Raw genomic sequence first — 14,846 nt, 5'->3', positions numbered from 1 at the left:
CCAGCAAGTTTCGGTTGCCAAAAGGAAATCGAAGACGGACCATACAACTGTCCACGACCAGCCCCGCCGGTTCTTTTTTTGGTAGGCCCTGGATGGCGTTGCTCGGGCTTTCATCGTCTCGCGCCCCATTCATCGCGATCATCCGCCTTAGCAATCCTATATTGTCACAATAAAAATGGAGCGACGCACGATGTCTAGCAGTGTATTTGTCTCTCATTTTGTCGAAAAAAATGGCGTTCGGATTGTTGTCCTTATTTTTGCAATTGGCATTATAATACGGACAGCTTCTATTATACAATACCCTCTTTGGATAGACGAGGCTTATAGCGTATTCTTTTCTGGACTTAGCTGGTCAGAGTTATGGGGTGATATATTCAAGTATGAAATAATCCCCCCATTTTACTATTCAATATTAAAGATTTGGCGAGGTGTGTTCGGGTCGAGCGAACCGGCGCTTCGGCTTTTGTCGTTGCTGTCGAGCGCGGCCGTCCCTCTCGTGTTGTACGCCACGGCTCGTGTCGCATTTTCAGGCCGAGAGGGGCATTGGGTGGGGCTTCTGGCCGTCGCCCTCGCGAGTGGTTGGCTGTACCAGATCAAATTTGCCGAGGAAGCGCGTCCCTATGCGCTTCTCAGCATGGCGATGGCGTTCGTCATGTTAGGGTCCCTCTGGCTGCTGGCCAATGCCGGCCGGTTTTCGGCGCCCCTTAGCAAGGTCGTTCGAAGTACGCCCGGGACGATCCTCGTGATCGTGGGGCTAGGCGTCGCGATGGCCTTACTTTCCAGGCTCCACAATTTGTCGGTGATCACCGCCGCTTTGATCGGCATGTTTCTATTCGTGGTCTCTGTGGTGCAGGTGCGGCGCGTACCCGGTCTTCTTCAGGCCGTGTTGGCCGTGGGGTTTGTTTGTCTGGCGTTGTATGCGCCGTACGTCAGCACCCTGCTTTTCCAGGCCAGCAGTGTTTCCAAGGACTTTTGGCTGGAGGCACCGACACTTACAACCTTGGTCGTTGACTCTCTTCGTATTTACAGCCAAGTTCCCAGCACCTGGTTGGCGAGGAACGTGGCCGATGAATGGGTCGTTGCGGCAATTGGCTCGCTTATTTTCCTTGTGCCGCTGGTTCCGTCCGTTGTAGGCCTTTTTAATGTTTGCCGCCGCAATGGACGGCCCTCTTTTTTTTGGTTTTTACTGATCGCAGCCTTTGGGCCCGGGCTAGTTTTGTTGATCTTGACGTATGCATTCACCCCAGTATGGCTGCCACGTACTCTGGCACATACGTCCGTACCCTTCATTTTGATTTTGGCGGCCTTGCCTTGGGGCCTACCGGAACGCTGGCGAACGCTTGGCGTGATTGTTGTTTTTGGATTGGCGCTCATGGGGCCAATGATCTTGCTTGCAAAAATGATCGTGATAGACCCGTCAAGCGTCGACAACCATCGGTCCTACCCTCACATGCTTGGTGTAATTGAGCATGATTCTGAAAAAAATATACCTATTGTTCTTGCGCCCAACAGTCTGGACCTCCCGGTTTCCTACTACGCAAAAAAGATGAATATTCCAAATCCGATCCACGTTGTTCCAGGACCTTATCCGCAGAGAGGCGAACAATACACTTATCCTTCGGGCAATCGAGGCGCTCCAGCCATACGAGAAGAAGACGTCGAATCCGTTATTGAGAAACTTGAAACCGCGTCAGAGATATGGGTCATTACGCGCAAACTTGATCTTTTTGACCCGAACGATGTATTCATCTCACGAATGAACGCCGCATTTAAATGCCAACAGGACGTCTATGGCCATAAGCCCTACCAAGTAGCCTTGACGCGTTTCACCAGAGAAACATGCGACCCCTGATTCGGCAAACAGTGCCCGGCGGCACCCGACTCCCTGCCTACTTCGGCTCCATGCGCAGGGCGCCGTCCAGCCGCACCACGCTGCCGTTCATCATCGGATTCTCGATCAGCGACCGCACCATGTGGCCGAATTCCTCCGGTTTGCCCAGGCGGTGCGGGTGCAGCGTCTTGCTGATCAGTGCGTCATAGAGATCCGGGGGGAAGCTATCGAACAGCGGCGTCTGGAACAGGCCCGGCGCGATGCACATGACCCGCACGCCGACGCGCGCCAGCTCGCGCGCCGCCGGCAGGGTCAGCGCGGCGACCCCCCCCTTTGACGCCGCATAAGCCGCCTGGCCGATCTGGCCATCGGTGGCGGCGATGGAGCCGGTGTTGACGATGACGCCGCGTTCTTGCGTATCCGCGTCCACTGGCAGGGGATCCAAGGCCGCCATGGCGGCAGCGGCCTGGCTCATGACGTTGAACGTGCCGATCAGGTTGATGCTGATGACGCGCGAGAACGTCTCCAGGTCGTGCGGCCCATCCTTGCCGACCACCCGGCCGCCGGCGACGATGCCGGCGCAGTTGACGCAGAGGCGCGCCGGGCCATGCGCCGCCGCCGCTTCGTCCAGGGCGGCCTTGACGGAGTCGGCGCTGGTGACGTCGCAGACGACGCCGAGTCCGCCGATCTCGGCGGCGGTGGCCCGCACACCCTCGGCGTTGACGTCCAGAACGGTGACGCGCGCGCCGGCCTCGGCCAGCGCCCGCGCGGTGGCCTGTCCCAGGCCGGAGGCACCGCCGGTGACGACGGCGGCATGACCGGAAATCTGCATCCTGACGGGGTTCCCTGATTGGTGTGATTTGGATTGGCGCCGATGGCGCGCGTGACTTGTACCCGAACTGCCCGCGCCTATGCCACCACCCGCTTGCGCAGCACCAGGCGCATGGCATCCACCGCGCGCGGTGTGGCCAGGATGGTCTCGACCGGCGTTCCCTCGGCCTCCAGGCGTTCGCCCAGGGCGGTGAAGGCGAATTCCAGGCTTTCCAGGTGGAACCGCGCCTCGGTCCAGCCGATGGCCGCGTGGCCGTCGGTGAAGGCCGTGAACGAATGCTCGTTGAAGGCCCGCCGGTTGGCCGGGTCGGCCCAGGCGCCGTGCGACAGGTCATAGGGGACGAGGATTTCCATGATCCCATTTTCGGCCAGCAGGGTCAGGCACGTGGTCATGAGCGCCGTCAGGTCCGCCACCCGCGCCGGCACCCAGGGCGCCAGGATGCGCGTCAGCCCGCCCGGCGCCAGGGTCAGCAGCCCGAACCGGTCGGTGTCGAAGACCCGGCCGACGAGGGTCGGGTCGCAGGGATCGGCGACGAGGTCCGGCGGTGCCGCATCGCCCGGCACCGGCAGGCCCGGCAGGGCGAGATTTAGGGCGTCCACGACCGGATTGCGACCCCCGTCGAGATTGAGCACGGTCGGCGCCGGCCCGGGTGGGGCTTCCGGAGGCGGATCGGGATCGGGCGCGGGCGCTTCGGCCAGCCGGTCGGCCGCCGCCGGCTTCGCCATGGTAGTCCGCACCGGCGCCGTCAGGTCCGCCGGCAACCGCGCCAGCGCCCGCTTGAGAATCGTCGCGGCGTCGCGCCGGCGCACCGCGTCCAGCCCGCGCTGTTCCAGGGCGTGGCGGCTGTCCACGTCGTGCGCCAGACGCAGGCAGGCGCGCGGCAGGTCCTCGAAGGCCGCCAGCCGGAGACCGCCGCGTAACGCGACATCGGCCTCCAGGTCGGGCGTCGCCTCGGCCAGCACCACCTTGCGGTTGGCCAGCAGATAGACCAGGCGGGTCGGCTCCGGCGGCTGCTCGTCCAGCGGCGCCAGTTCCAGCACCATCTGCGCGCGGGCCACCAGGGCGTCGCGCTTCTGGCCACCCACTTCGGACACATGACGCACGTCCATGCCCTGGGCCTCCAGTTCGGCCATCAGGCGCCAGCGCGCCCGGTCCATGGGGCCGATGAACAGCAGGCCGATGTCGTGAGCGCGCGCCGGCGGACAGCGCCCCAGGGCCGGCACCCACCCGGGCGGGACGTGCTGCACGCTTTGCGGATCACGGCCGCTGGCCCGCAGCAGGGTCTCGCCCGACGCGCCGCTGACGTCCCACACCGGGTTGCGGGCGAGAAGGCGGGCGTAGTCCGGAAACCGCCCCGCCAGCCCGCCAGGCCCGCCCGTCCGCACCGGCAGGGCATTGTAGACCACCACCTCGGGCGGCAGCGCGTCGAGGGCGCGCCCATCCAACATGTGGCCGCCGATGAGGATGGTCAGGGCCTCCGCGTCCGTCTGGCCGGCGTCTGTCACGCGGCTGACGTCGTGGCCAAGGTCCTTCAGCGCCTCGACCGTGATCAGAACCAGATCGTCCAGGGCGGCGGTTCCCGGCACGCCGGACGGTCGGGGATGAAAGACGCGAATGGGACGGCGCGAGACCATGACCCAGCCCTACTCGGCGGCCGGCAAGGCGGCGGCGTCGTCCGCCGCGCCGGCCTGGTCCAGGGGAATGCGGAACACCTGCCCAGGGTAGATCAGATCCGGATCGCGGATCTGGTCGGTGTTGGCCTCATAGATGATGGTGTAATCGATCCCCTGGCCGTACACGGCGCGAGCCACACGCCACAGGTTGTTTCCCGGCTGCACAACCACCATGGTCTCGCCGCCCGCCGCCGCGTCGGCGACAAGGTTGGTGTGGCGAAACGGCAGCTCCACTCGCTGCTCGACCGCGCCGTCGGCCGCCACCTCGTCGACGCGCAGCGTATAGACCTTGTCCTCTAGATCGGCCGCCCCGGGGGTGGCCGTCCAGGTTCCCTGGGCGTCGGCCTCGACCCGCGCCAGCGGTTGGTTGTCGACGTAGAGCTGGACGGTCGCCCCGGGCGCGGCGGTACCGGACAGCGACAGCGCGCCGCCGCTCGCATAGTCGACACGCGACAGCCGCAACTCCCCGGCAACGTCCGGCGGCGCCGGCCCCTGCAGCAGCCGGGCCGCCGCGCCGCCCTCGCGCGGCGCCTCCAGCGCGATCACCGGCCCCTCGCGATCGGCCCCCGGCACCGACAGGACCACCACGCGTTCCGACCGACGCGCCCCCCCCGTTCCGCCCCCGGCGGAGGCGGTGAGACCCGACCCTGTAACCGCCGTGCCCGCCCCGTCCGCACGGGCCACCAGCGACAGCTCGCGGTCCCCCGCCGCCAGCGGGGCGTCGGGCACGAACACCCACTCGCCGCGCGCATCGGCAGTGACCTCGCCGATGGCCGATCCGGCGTCGAGAATGCTGACCCGCGCGCCCGGTTCGGCACGGCCGGCCATGACGGCGCTGCCGTCGGCCTCGACGCGCACCACGTCGAAGCGCGGCGCCGCCGGATCGGACGGCGCGCCACTGGCGCGCACCCGGGGCGCGACGGCGGCCACCTGATCCGAGGGCGCGGGCGCCTCGGCGGTGACCGCCGGCGGCGACGTTTCCGCGCCCGGCGCCGTGGCCTCCGCTTCCGGTCCATCCGGCGCGTCAACGACCGAGAGGGTCTCGCGCGCCTCCTCCATCACCCGATCGAGACGCTGATCCCCGGTGGTCGAGGGTGCCGCCGGCGGGGGCACCGTCTCGGCCGGCGGTGGCGCCTCCGCCTGGCGGGACGGGCCGTCGGACCCGGTCACGAGGTGCCACGACAGGATCGCGACGGCCAGCACGCAGGCCGCGATCACAAGGCTCCACAGGACACGCTCGCTCATGGTACTGCCTCCCCGTGGCAGACTGGGCCGATGCACCGCACCGGCTTGAGTCTGGGCGCTGTGTGACCATGGCCGGCCCGCCGCGCCCGCGCCCGACTCTGACGGTCGGCGGGCGCGCTGGCAACAGCGCGCGGCACGCGCCGCATCCCCCGCCGCTGCTGTTTCGCTGGACAAACCGCGTCACGCCCTCGATACCGTGCGTCGCAGCGTCCGCGCCCCCACACACCACACGATGAGTTGGAGGACCGCCGCCATGACCACGCCCTTGACCACCGCCGAACACGACGCGGAGCAACCCAAGCGCCCGGTGAAGGTCTGGGACCTGCCCGTGCGCCTGTTCCACTGGGCCCTGGTGGCCGCCCTCGCGATCTCCTGGTGGAGCGGCGAGGAAGGGAATTTCACGGTCCACTTCATCTCCGGTCACGTGGTCGTGGGCCTGATCGTCTTCCGCGTGCTCTGGGGCGTTCTGGGCAGCCAGACCGCGCGGTTCAGGGATTTCGTGCGCGGTCCCGGCGCGGTCCTGCGCTACGCCCGGCGGATGTTCGGGTCCGAACCGGAGTACAGCGTCGGGCACAACCCAGCCGGCGCGGTCATGGTGCTGCTGTTGATGGTCGTGGTGGCCGTGCAGGCCGGCACCGGGCTGTTCGCCAGCGAGATGACCTACGCCTTCGTCGAGGGACCACTGGCCCCGCTGGTCGACAGCGGCACGTCCGAGGCGCTGACCAGCTTGCATAAGTCGTTGCTGTTCAACGCTCTGCTGGCCCTGGTCACCCTACACATCGTGGCCGCCCTTGCCTATCTGCTGATCAAGCGGGAAAACCTGATCAACGCCATGGTTACCGGTTGGAAGACGTTGCCGGCGGAAAAAGCAGAGCGGGCGCCGAGGATGGCCAGTCCGCTCGTCGCAGCCGGGGTCGCGGCCGTCGCGGTGGCGGTGGCCGGGGGACTGTACGCGATGACGTAGCAGTGAGCGGGGTTATGATTGCCGCCGTATAGAGGGCGTCCCGGTGCGCGACGGCATGGCGCGTGACACCCCAACCTGCTAGGAGTCTCGGGTTTTGCCGTTGTCTGGATGAAGGGTTGTATCATGGGCTCTCCCGCTGTGCGCGCCGACCACGCCGACGCCGGTTTGACCGATCCCTCCCTGATGGCACGCCTGCGCGTCGCCACCCGTGAACCGCACGAGGCCCTGCACGTGGCCCCGGGGCTGGCCACGCTGCAGGCGGAGACGCCCGACCCGGCGCGCTACCGGTTCATCCTCGAACGCTTTGATGCGTTCCTGGAAACGGTCGAGAGTCAGGTGCTGATCGCGGCCGACCCCTGGTTCGAAAGCCAGGGATTCCGGCGCCAGTCTCGCCGGCCGAACCTGGCGCAGGACCTCGCGGACCTGGACACCGCCGGCATTCAGGCCCCGCCGACGCCGGCCGCGCCGAGTGTGCCCGCCCTGCCCACGGGCGAGGGCGCGGCCCTTGGCCTCCTCTACATCACCGAGGGTTCGCGGTTGGGCGGGCGGACCATGGCCCGACAGCTCGCCGAGGCACTGCCGGCCGAGATCGCCGGCGCGACGCGGTTCCTGGGATCGCCCGGACTCGATCTCAGCGCCCACTGGCGGCGCGTCGGCGCGTTCATCGACGCCCAGGGGCGCGACGACGAGGCCCGCGCCGCCGCCGCCCTGGACGCCGCCACGCAGGGCTTCGCGGTGCTGGCCCACTGGTTCGACGAGGCCCCATGACCGACTCCGCCGCCGACCTGCCCACGGTCGATCTGAGTGAATGCGAGAATGAGCCGATCCACCTGTTGGAGCTCGTTCAGCCGCATGGCTGCATTCTGGTGCTGGGCCGTCACCCCCTGACGGTGCTCTCCGCCAGCGCCAACACCGACTCCATCCTGGGTGAGTCCGCCGAGTCCCTGCTGGGGCGCCCGATCGACACCATTCTGGACGCGCTCGCCGTGAACGCGTTGAAGTGCCTCCAGGCTCTCCCCCACCGGGCGGAGCCCGTGCCGCCGGCCGGAGTCTATGCGCGCCCGCTGGCGCGTGGCGGGTCCGCGGGGCGGTTGCGCGCGACGGCCCACCGCGCGGACCAGAGCCGCCAACCGCGCCTGATCGTGGAGCTGGAACCGGTCGCCGAGAACGACGAGGACGCCGCCGAGCAGACCTACGCCGCCGAGGCGGTGGCCGAGCCCAGTATGCGGGAGAACGAGAACCTCTATCTGTTCCTGGACCAGACCGTGAACGCCATCGCCGGCCTGACCGACTACGACCGGGTGATGGCCTACAAGTTCCACCCCGACTGGTCCGGTGAGGTGGTGGCCGAGGTCTGCCATCCCGACCTGACGCCGTATCTGGGGCTGCGCTACCCGGCGTCCGACATCCCCTCTCAAGCGCGCCGCCTGTATCTCGACAACCGCCTGCGCGTGATCGTCGACGTGGGGGCCACACCCGCGCCCATGGTGCGGGCCTCGTCCGTGGCCGATGAACCACCCCTCGACCTGGGCCACGCGACGTTGCGCAGTGTGTCCTCCTACCACATTGAATACCTGCGCAACATGGGCGTCGGCGCGACCATGGTGGCGTCGCTGATCGTCGACGGCGCCTTGTGGGGCCTCATCGCCTGCCACCACATGACCCCCAAAATCGTGCCCTGGCACCAGCGCGAGGCGGCGGCGCGCATCGTCGGCCGCGTGTCGGATCGCATCGCCGACATCCTCAGTCTGCAGAGTGACCGCCAGTCCCGGCGAATCCACCGTTTCCTGACCATGAGCCGGTCCCGTGCCGACGACCGGTTCGGCATCGTCGACGCGCTGTTCTTCGGCACTCCGCGCCTCAGCGACGTGATCCGATGCGACGGCGTGACCATCCACGTGCAGGGACGCACGGCGTCCATCGGCAACACGCCCCCCGGCGACGCCATCGGCCCCTTTCTGGACGTCGCATGGCGCCAAGCCGAGGACGGCATCTTTGCCTCGCACGAACTCTCGGCCGACCCGGCGTTCGAGGGCCTGCCCCTGGCCAACAGCCACGGCGCGCTGGTGGCCTTCCCCGGCGCCGATCATTCCGTCGCCCTGATCTGCTTCCGCGACGAAGTGGAACACGAGGTGCACTGGGGCGGTGACCCCAACAAACCGGTCGAGGTCGACCGCGCGTCCAACCGGCTATCGCCGCGCAAATCCTTCAACCTTTGGCGGCAGGGGGTGAAGGGCCAGGCCCGCCCGTGGGAGCCCTGGACACTCGACCTGATTCGTGGCGCGGCCGAGATGCTGTTGCGCGGCCCGGATGAGGGCTTGGACGTGGACGGCGACGGCCGCCCCGACCCGATCCCGGCGGCGGCGGCGGCCACGCTGACAGCGGCGATGGACGACCTGTTCGCCCGCTTCGAGATGCGCACCGAGGCGCTGCTTGAGGGCCTGGACCTGGTCGACAACGGCGCCCTGCTGGCCGTGCCCTGGGCGCGCAATGGCGGCGAGGACATCGCCGTGGCCGCCAACCAAGCCTTTCGCACCCACTTCGATGTGGACACCGGAGACGTCGGCGGGCGCCCGGTGCGCGAGGTGCTGACCGCCATGGGCCTGCCGGGGAGCATCGCCGCCCTGCCGCTCGGCCAGACCAAGGAGGTCGAATGGTGGTCGGGCAAGGACGGGCACCGAACCTTGCGCGTGCTACGGCGCGGCCTGTTTTCCGTCGCGCGGACGGGATCGGACGCGCGCAAGGACGATGAGCGGGCGTGGGTCATCTATACCTTTGACGATGTGACGCATCTGTACCGGACTCAGCGCGCGCTCGGCGCCGCCCGCCAGCAGGCCCTGGCCCGAGCACGGGGGCGCACGGAGTTCCTGGCGCAGCTTGCACGCGAATTGCGCGACCCCCTCCATGCCATCGAAAGCTTCGCCGAAACCCTCGACCAGAGCACCGGACCGGTCCGGACCGACCGCTACCGGGAGTATGCGGGCAAGATCCGAGACCTCAGCGGCGACCTGCTCGATCTGCTGAACGAAACGCTCGACATGACCCGCCTGGAGCGCGGCGGCGAGCACACCGACTCCTCGGTGTTCGACCTGACCGTGATGGTCGGCGACCTGTGCCGTTCGGTACAGGAGTCGCACCGCCACCACGACACCTCTTGGGATTGGCACCTGCCGAACGAGCGGATCATGGTCCATGGCGATCGGGACGCCCTGCGCCATGCCTTCCTGACGCTGATCACGGCGGCGCTGCGCGCCAGCCCGGCCGGCGGCATGGTGATGGTTCGGCTGGTCATGGATCGCAGTGGCGAACCCCGGCTTTCGGTCAGCGACACCGGCCTGGGGCTCGGCGAGGAGGATCTGATGGCCCTGCGCCGTCCCCTTGATCCGACCCTGGCGCGCGACACCGGCACCATGGTGCCGAAACGCGGCCTGGGCCTTGCGCTGGCCCGGGCGTTGGTGGACCTGCACGGCGGCGCCGTCACCGTCACCAGCAACCCGGGCACCGGCACCACGGTCAACGTCACCCTGCCCCGCCACCGGGTGGTGGACCGCGACAACCCGCCGTCGGGGTAGTCCTTTGCGGGGTAGTCCTTTGAACGATCAAGCCGTCGGCGCCTACAGCGCGTAGCGCATCCGCAAGGTCTGGCGCGTCTCCGGGGCGGTGACCGGGATGGCGGCGTCGTCGAAGGACGGTCGCGTCGGCACGACGGCCGGATCACGCGTGAACCCGAAGCCCTCCAGTGGAACCCCGAGCAGGCCCTGGTCGAAGCGGCCGTTGTCGTTCTCGTCGTGATAGGCCGCGACGGCATAGCGACCCGGCGGCAGACCCGGAACGCGGATCGTGACCTGCCCCTGGCGGGCGGAGACCTGCGCGGCGGCTCGTTTGGCCTCGGGATCAAGGAACCGGTCAGCCCGGTCATAAATGGCGACGTAGACAGTGCCCTGGCCGCTGGCCAGGTTGGTGACGGTCAGCGAGAGAACCGCCGTTTCCGGGCCGCCGGCGCGGGCGGAGGTTTCGGCGCCGTGACTCGGCCCAGAACCGAGACCGAAGACCATCATCAGGGCGAGCAGACCGGCGGCCCCGACGGCCACCATGGCCGGGCGCCGCCTGACCGGAGCAGGAGCCGTCATGGATGGGGACCGCGTCCCGTAGGGGTGCGCTGCCCGTAACCGCAGTCGCATTTCTCGGAACTCTTCACCAGACGGGCCGCCCAGGCCACCTCGGGGCTGCCCGGTTTCTCGGCCCGGTCCCAGGCGAACTCGGCGCCGCAGCGCTGGCAGACCAGATTGGGGGGCTGGCGCGGCTCCTCCCGCCCACCGGGGGGACGCGGCGCGCGCGACCGCAGTCCGGCGCGTTTGGGTGGCGGGATCAACTCCCCCTTTTCGGGCTCGTCCGACGGGGCCATGGCCTCCGAATCCTCCTGATATCGTCGCAAGCGCCCAGGGCCGGGCGCGACGGTCCGCCCCATATAGGCCGGCGGGACCGCAAGTCCAGGGGACGCCGCCCGCTCATGGCTCCTCGCCGGGCGCGGACGGGCGGGACTCCGCCTCCAGGCGGTGCCCGTCGTGCGCGCGCCGCTGTTGCTCGCGCGTCATGGTATCGCGCCGGCGAGCCTCTTTCGTCTGCCCGAAGTGGACCCGATTGGCCTGGGCCGTCGCGTCCTTCTCGGCCCGTTGGCGCTGTTTGCGGGCGCGGCGCAGGTTGACGATCTCGGCCATGCGACCTCCGGAAACTGGCCTCAGCCCGACAGAAAATCGACCACAAGGCGGTTGATCTCGGGTGTGGTGAACATCGGCGCGTGGCCGACGTCGGGCACCTCGTGCACCGTGCAGTCCGGATGCCGTTCGGCCATCTGGGCCGCCGTCTCCTGCGTCAGCACATCCGAGCGTACCCCGCGCAGGACGAGCACCGGACACCGGATCAGGCCCCAGAGTCCCCACAGGTCGGTGTCGGCCTGCTCCTGGCCTTTCATCGGGTCGCCGATCCCGGGGTCGTGGTGGCGCAGCCACCCCGGGCCGTCCTCGCGCTGTACGATCGAGTGGCGGGTCAGGTCGGCCCAGTCGCGATCGGTCATGGGGCCGAAGTCGGCGTGAATCTCGCGGTAGTGGGCCTCCGCCTCCTCCGGCGAGGCGAACGTCGGCTCCGGCGCCGTGGTGTATTCGGCGATGCGCTCCAGGGCTGCCTTGGGGATGAACGGGCCGATGTCGTTGAGAACCAGCCGGCGGATGGGACTGACCGGGCTGGCGGCCAACAGCATGGCGATCAGCCCGCCCATGGAGGTGCCGACCCAGTCGACCTGATCCATGTCCTTCGGGGCCGTCGCCCGCCCGATCAGGGGCGTCATGTCGCCAATGTAGTACGGCAGTTGGTAGCCGGACGAATCGGTCAGCCACTCGCTCTCGCCGCGTCCGAGAACATCCGGGGCCAGGGACCGGCGGCCGGCCTCGGCGAGGGCCGCGCCCAGGTGGTCGAAGTCGTGCGCGTTGCGGCTCAGGCCGTGCACGCAGATCACGGCGGGCGCGTCACCGTGCGGCGGGCCCCACTGGCGATACGCCATGCGCTTCAGGCCCTCGGGGCGAGCACAGAGCACATGGCGGACAATCGCGTCCGAGGCGCTGGCATCACTCATGGTGGAACCCCTTCTTCGATCTGCCCGGCGGCAGTGTAACCGGGTTGGCGGGGGCCGGTCCAATGCCGGGTGCGGCCGGATTGCGTCCTGGCGCCCTCGATCACGCTAGATGATTGCATTCTTGCCGGGGATATGTACGTTAACGGTGATTGGCGGCGCGTTCGTTCGCATGGGTAGCGGACGACGCCGCCGGGTCGGACGTGTGCGGGGCGCGCGTCGACAGGAGGCCGAGGCGGCATGGATACGGACAAGGCAGACCAACAGGACTCCACCCGGACCGGCCGGGTCCGCGCGGCCCTTGAAGACGAGATCCTTGACGGCCGCCTGCCGCCGGGGCGCCGGCTGGACGAGGCGTCGCTGGCCCGGCGGTTCGCCGTCTCCCGGACCCCGGTGCGGGAAGCGCTGCGCCAACTGTCCACGTCCGGGCTGGTGGACCTGCGCCCGCGCCAGGGCGCCGTTGTGGCGCGCCTGTCGCTGCCCCGGCTGTTTGAGCTTATTGTGGTCATGGCGGACCTGGAAAGCCTGTGCGCCCGCCTGTCCGCGCGCCACATGACCCCGTCAGAGCGGCGGGTGATGCTTGAAGCCTGCGATGACTGCGAGCGCGCAGTAGTGGAGAACCAGGGCGATGAGGCTTTCATCGCGGCCAACGGACGGTTCCACGATGCCATTCACGCCGGATCACACAACGCGGTCCTGATCGAGTTGGCCTCTGCACTCTGCGGCCGCTTCCAGGCCTACAGCCGCTACAGCACCGCGCCGCCCGGTTTCGTGGCGGAGGCACAGGCCGATCACTGGTCGGTGGCCCGGGCCATCGTCAACGGCGACGCCGACGCCGCGGCCGAGATCATGCACCGGCATGTGTCGGCCGTCGGGGACATGTTCGCCGAGGCCCTCTCCCTTCCCCCGGATGAATAGGACGATGGGCGCCACGCCGGCTTGAACCCCATCCGAGCCCATGGCATCAGTGGCGGTCACGCTTGGTCGCGCGGGCGCCGTGCCGCGCGCGTCCGGGCCATGCCATCGCCATGCAAAAGCGCGCCACCCGAACCGGCGCGCGTCCTTGGGAGGGACCCGTCATGACCGTCAGCACCGCGCCGCAGACCGACCCGTTCGCCCTGGCCCAGGGGCTCAGCGGCCACCACCTGATCGACGGCCAGTTCGTCGCCGCCGCCTCCGGCCGCACCTTCGAGGTGATCAATCCGGCCACCGGCGCCGTCATCGGCCACGCCGCCGACGGCGACGCCGCCGACGTGGACCGCGCCGTGGCCGCCGCCGCCCGCGCCCAGGCCGAGTGGAAAAAGACGCCGGCGCGCCAGCGCGGCAAGCTGGTGGCCCAGTGCGGCGCGCGTCTGGCCGAGCATGTGGACGAACTGGGCAAGCTGATCGCGCTGGAGACGGGCAAGGCCCTGCGCACGGAAAGCCGCGTCGAGGCCTCGGTGCTGGCCGACATGTTCGTGTTCTTCGGCGGCTTGGGCTCGGAACTGAAGGGCGAGACCGTGCCCTTCAACCCCAACATGATGACGGTGACGGTGCGTGAGCCGCTCGGTGTGGTCGGCGCGATCATTCCGTGGAACGTTCCCTTGTTGCTGATGGCCATGAAGATCGCGCCCGCCCTGGTGGCCGGCAACACGGTGGTGGTCAAGTCGGCGGAAGAGGCGCCGCTGACCGTGCTGCGCGTCATGCAGATCATGAACGAGATCCTGCCGGCCGGCTGCGCCAACATGCTCTCCGGCTTTGGTCCAGAGTGCGGCGGGCCGCTGGTCGCCCATCCCAAGGTGGCCAAGGTCAGCTTCACCGGCTCGGTGGAAACCGGGCGCATCGTCTCGCGCGCCGCCGCCGACCGCCTGATCCCGGCCACGCTGGAACTGGGCGGCAAGAGCCCGATGATCGTCATGGGCGACGCCGACATCGACCGCGCCGTCGACGGCGCCATCACCGGAATGCGTTTCACCCGCCAGGGGCAGAGCTGCACCGCCTCGTCGCGCATCTATGTGCACGAGTCGGTCCACGACGCGTTCGTCGAGAAGGTGCGCGCACGGGTCGATGCCATGGTGATGGGCGATCCGCTCGACGAGGCCACCGACATCGGCACCATCATTTCGCCGCAGCAGTTGGAGAAGGTTCAGGGCTTCATCGAGGCCGGGAAGAAGGCCGGCGCCACCTGCATCACCTGCTCCAAGATGCCGGAGGACGCGGCGCTGTCGAAGGGCCTGTTCCTGCAGCCGGTCATCTTCACCGACGTCTCGCCCGACGCGGCGCCGGCCAAGGAAGAGGTGTTCGGCCCCGTGGTCTGCGTGTTCAAGTTCAGCGACTACGAGGACGTGCTGGCCAAGGCCAACGACAGCGAATATGGCCTCGCCGCCACCATCTGGACCAGCGACCTGAAGACCGCGCTGGACGCCACCCACCGCCTGGAGGCCGGCTTCGTCCAGGTCAACCAGAACCTGGTGGTGCAGCCGAACCTGTCCTATGGGGGCGTCAAGAACTCCGGCCTGGGCAAGGAAGCCTCGCTGGAATCCATGCTGGAGCACTTCACGCACAAGAAGACCATCATCTTCAACATGGGGTGAGTGTGGGCGGGCGCAGCCCGAAACGGCGAGCCTTCAGTGCCACTCATGGGACTGTCTTCGTAGAACACCTGTACGCGGTGGGCTGCCCCTTCGGGGCGAGCC

The 14,846-nt window shown here is 68.2% G+C and carries 13 protein-coding genes; 6 read left to right on the top strand and 7 right to left on the bottom strand.

The genetic code is table 11. From position 1 onward, the window contains the following. The first annotated feature begins 190 nt into the window (after nt 1-190). A complete protein-coding gene (locus tag Q0309_RS05415) occupies nt 191-1,852 on the top strand; it encodes a hypothetical protein (protein ID WP_299438254.1) in 1,662 nt (553 codons plus the stop codon). 37 nt (nt 1,853-1,889) lie between these two features. On the opposite strand, the gene Q0309_RS05410 is transcribed toward Q0309_RS05415, so the two are convergent. The 3 genes from Q0309_RS05410 to Q0309_RS05400 all read right to left on the bottom strand — a co-directional run bounded on the left by Q0309_RS05410 (nt 1,890) and on the right by Q0309_RS05400 (nt 5,581). Beyond that, nucleotides 1,890-2,663, bottom strand: a complete 774-nt coding sequence (locus Q0309_RS05410) for an SDR family NAD(P)-dependent oxidoreductase (protein ID WP_299438252.1) — start codon at nt 2,661-2,663, stop codon at nt 1,890-1,892. Nucleotides 2,664-2,740: 77 nt separating this feature from the next. Then, entirely contained in the window at nt 2,741-4,297 is a 1,557-nt protein-coding gene (locus Q0309_RS05405; RefSeq protein ID WP_299438250.1) for a hypothetical protein, read from the bottom strand. A gap of 9 nt (nt 4,298-4,306) precedes the next feature. Next, nucleotides 4,307-5,581: an Ig-like domain-containing protein gene (locus Q0309_RS05400; RefSeq protein WP_299438248.1), complete on the bottom strand. Its 1,275-nt coding sequence runs from the start codon at nt 5,579-5,581 to the stop codon at nt 4,307-4,309. A 253-nt stretch (nt 5,582-5,834) separates the two neighbouring features. Between Q0309_RS05400 and Q0309_RS05395 the strand changes: the two genes are divergently transcribed. The 3 genes from Q0309_RS05395 (at nt 5,835) to Q0309_RS05385 (ending at nt 10,117) form a co-directional block, all read left to right on the top strand. Beyond that, nucleotides 5,835-6,545, top strand: a complete 711-nt coding sequence (locus tag Q0309_RS05395; protein WP_299438246.1) for a cytochrome b/b6 domain-containing protein — start codon at nt 5,835-5,837, stop codon at nt 6,543-6,545. A gap of 123 nt (nt 6,546-6,668) precedes the next feature. Further along, the gene (locus Q0309_RS05390) at nt 6,669-7,313 is read left to right on the top strand and encodes a biliverdin-producing heme oxygenase (RefSeq protein ID WP_299438244.1); all 645 of its coding nucleotides are present in this window, start codon (nt 6,669-6,671) and stop codon (nt 7,311-7,313) included. Next, a complete protein-coding gene (locus Q0309_RS05385; protein WP_299438242.1) occupies nt 7,310-10,117 on the top strand; it encodes an ATP-binding protein in 2,808 nt (935 codons plus the stop codon). The genes Q0309_RS05390 and Q0309_RS05385 overlap by 4 nt, the downstream gene beginning before the upstream one ends. Nucleotides 10,118-10,159: 42 nt before the next feature. Here Q0309_RS05385 and Q0309_RS05380 read toward each other — a convergent pair whose 3' ends face one another. From Q0309_RS05380 to Q0309_RS05365, 4 genes are all read right to left on the bottom strand, one after another. Continuing rightward, entirely contained in the window at nt 10,160-10,675 is a 516-nt protein-coding gene (locus tag Q0309_RS05380; protein WP_299438240.1) for a DUF2141 domain-containing protein, read from the bottom strand. Next, the gene (locus Q0309_RS05375) at nt 10,672-10,950 is read right to left on the bottom strand and encodes a hypothetical protein (RefSeq protein WP_299438238.1); all 279 of its coding nucleotides are present in this window, start codon (nt 10,948-10,950) and stop codon (nt 10,672-10,674) included. Before Q0309_RS05375 ends, Q0309_RS05380 begins: the two co-directional genes overlap by 4 nt. A 103-nt stretch (nt 10,951-11,053) precedes the next feature. After that, on the bottom strand, nt 11,054-11,263 hold the full coding sequence (locus tag Q0309_RS05370) for a DUF4169 family protein (protein WP_299438236.1): 210 nt from the start codon (nt 11,261-11,263) through the stop codon (nt 11,054-11,056). A gap of 20 nt (nt 11,264-11,283) precedes the next feature. Further along, on the bottom strand, nt 11,284-12,174 hold the full coding sequence (locus Q0309_RS05365) for an alpha/beta hydrolase (RefSeq protein WP_299438234.1): 891 nt from the start codon (nt 12,172-12,174) through the stop codon (nt 11,284-11,286). A gap of 237 nt (nt 12,175-12,411) precedes the next feature. Between Q0309_RS05365 and Q0309_RS05360 the strand changes: the two genes are divergently transcribed. Both Q0309_RS05360 and Q0309_RS05355 read left to right on the top strand, forming a co-directional pair. Next, entirely contained in the window at nt 12,412-13,089 is a 678-nt protein-coding gene (locus Q0309_RS05360; protein ID WP_299438232.1) for a GntR family transcriptional regulator, read from the top strand. 161 nt (nt 13,090-13,250) lie between these two features. Beyond that, entirely contained in the window at nt 13,251-14,744 is a 1,494-nt protein-coding gene (locus Q0309_RS05355; protein ID WP_299438230.1) for an aldehyde dehydrogenase family protein, read from the top strand. Nucleotides 14,745-14,846: the final 102 nt, after the last annotated feature.

Origin of the sequence: uncultured Rhodospira sp. (genome assembly GCF_937138205.1) — a bacterium.
Lineage (GTDB): Bacteria > Pseudomonadota > Alphaproteobacteria > Rhodospirillales > Rhodospirillaceae > Rhodospira.
Note: the sequence above shows the minus strand (reverse complement) of the source record. Positions and strands in the feature narration are given on the sequence as shown.

Excerpts from the sequence above, each read along its gene's own strand:
- Q0309_RS05390 (WP_299438244.1), top strand. The coding sequence starts at position 6,669 with ATGGGCTCTCCCGCTGTGCGCGCCGACCACGCCGACGCCGGTTTGACC.
- Q0309_RS05375 (WP_299438238.1), bottom strand. The coding sequence starts at position 10,950 with ATGGCCCCGTCGGACGAGCCCGAAAAGGGGGAGTTGATCCCGCCACCC.
- Q0309_RS05355 (WP_299438230.1), top strand. The coding sequence starts at position 13,251 with ATGACCGTCAGCACCGCGCCGCAGACCGACCCGTTCGCCCTGGCCCAG.
- Q0309_RS05360 (WP_299438232.1), top strand. The coding sequence starts at position 12,412 with ATGGATACGGACAAGGCAGACCAACAGGACTCCACCCGGACCGGCCGG.
- Q0309_RS05405 (WP_299438250.1), bottom strand. The coding sequence starts at position 4,297 with ATGGTCTCGCGCCGTCCCATTCGCGTCTTTCATCCCCGACCGTCCGGC.
- Q0309_RS05410 (WP_299438252.1), bottom strand. The coding sequence starts at position 2,663 with ATGCAGATTTCCGGTCATGCCGCCGTCGTCACCGGCGGTGCCTCCGGC.
- Q0309_RS05415 (WP_299438254.1), top strand. The coding sequence starts at position 191 with ATGTCTAGCAGTGTATTTGTCTCTCATTTTGTCGAAAAAAATGGCGTT.
- Q0309_RS05400 (WP_299438248.1), bottom strand. The coding sequence starts at position 5,581 with ATGAGCGAGCGTGTCCTGTGGAGCCTTGTGATCGCGGCCTGCGTGCTG.
- Q0309_RS05380 (WP_299438240.1), bottom strand. The coding sequence starts at position 10,675 with ATGACGGCTCCTGCTCCGGTCAGGCGGCGCCCGGCCATGGTGGCCGTC.
- Q0309_RS05395 (WP_299438246.1), top strand. The coding sequence starts at position 5,835 with ATGACCACGCCCTTGACCACCGCCGAACACGACGCGGAGCAACCCAAG.
- Q0309_RS05370 (WP_299438236.1), bottom strand. The coding sequence starts at position 11,263 with ATGGCCGAGATCGTCAACCTGCGCCGCGCCCGCAAACAGCGCCAACGG.
- Q0309_RS05365 (WP_299438234.1), bottom strand. The coding sequence starts at position 12,174 with ATGAGTGATGCCAGCGCCTCGGACGCGATTGTCCGCCATGTGCTCTGT.
- Q0309_RS05385 (WP_299438242.1), top strand. The coding sequence starts at position 7,310 with ATGACCGACTCCGCCGCCGACCTGCCCACGGTCGATCTGAGTGAATGC.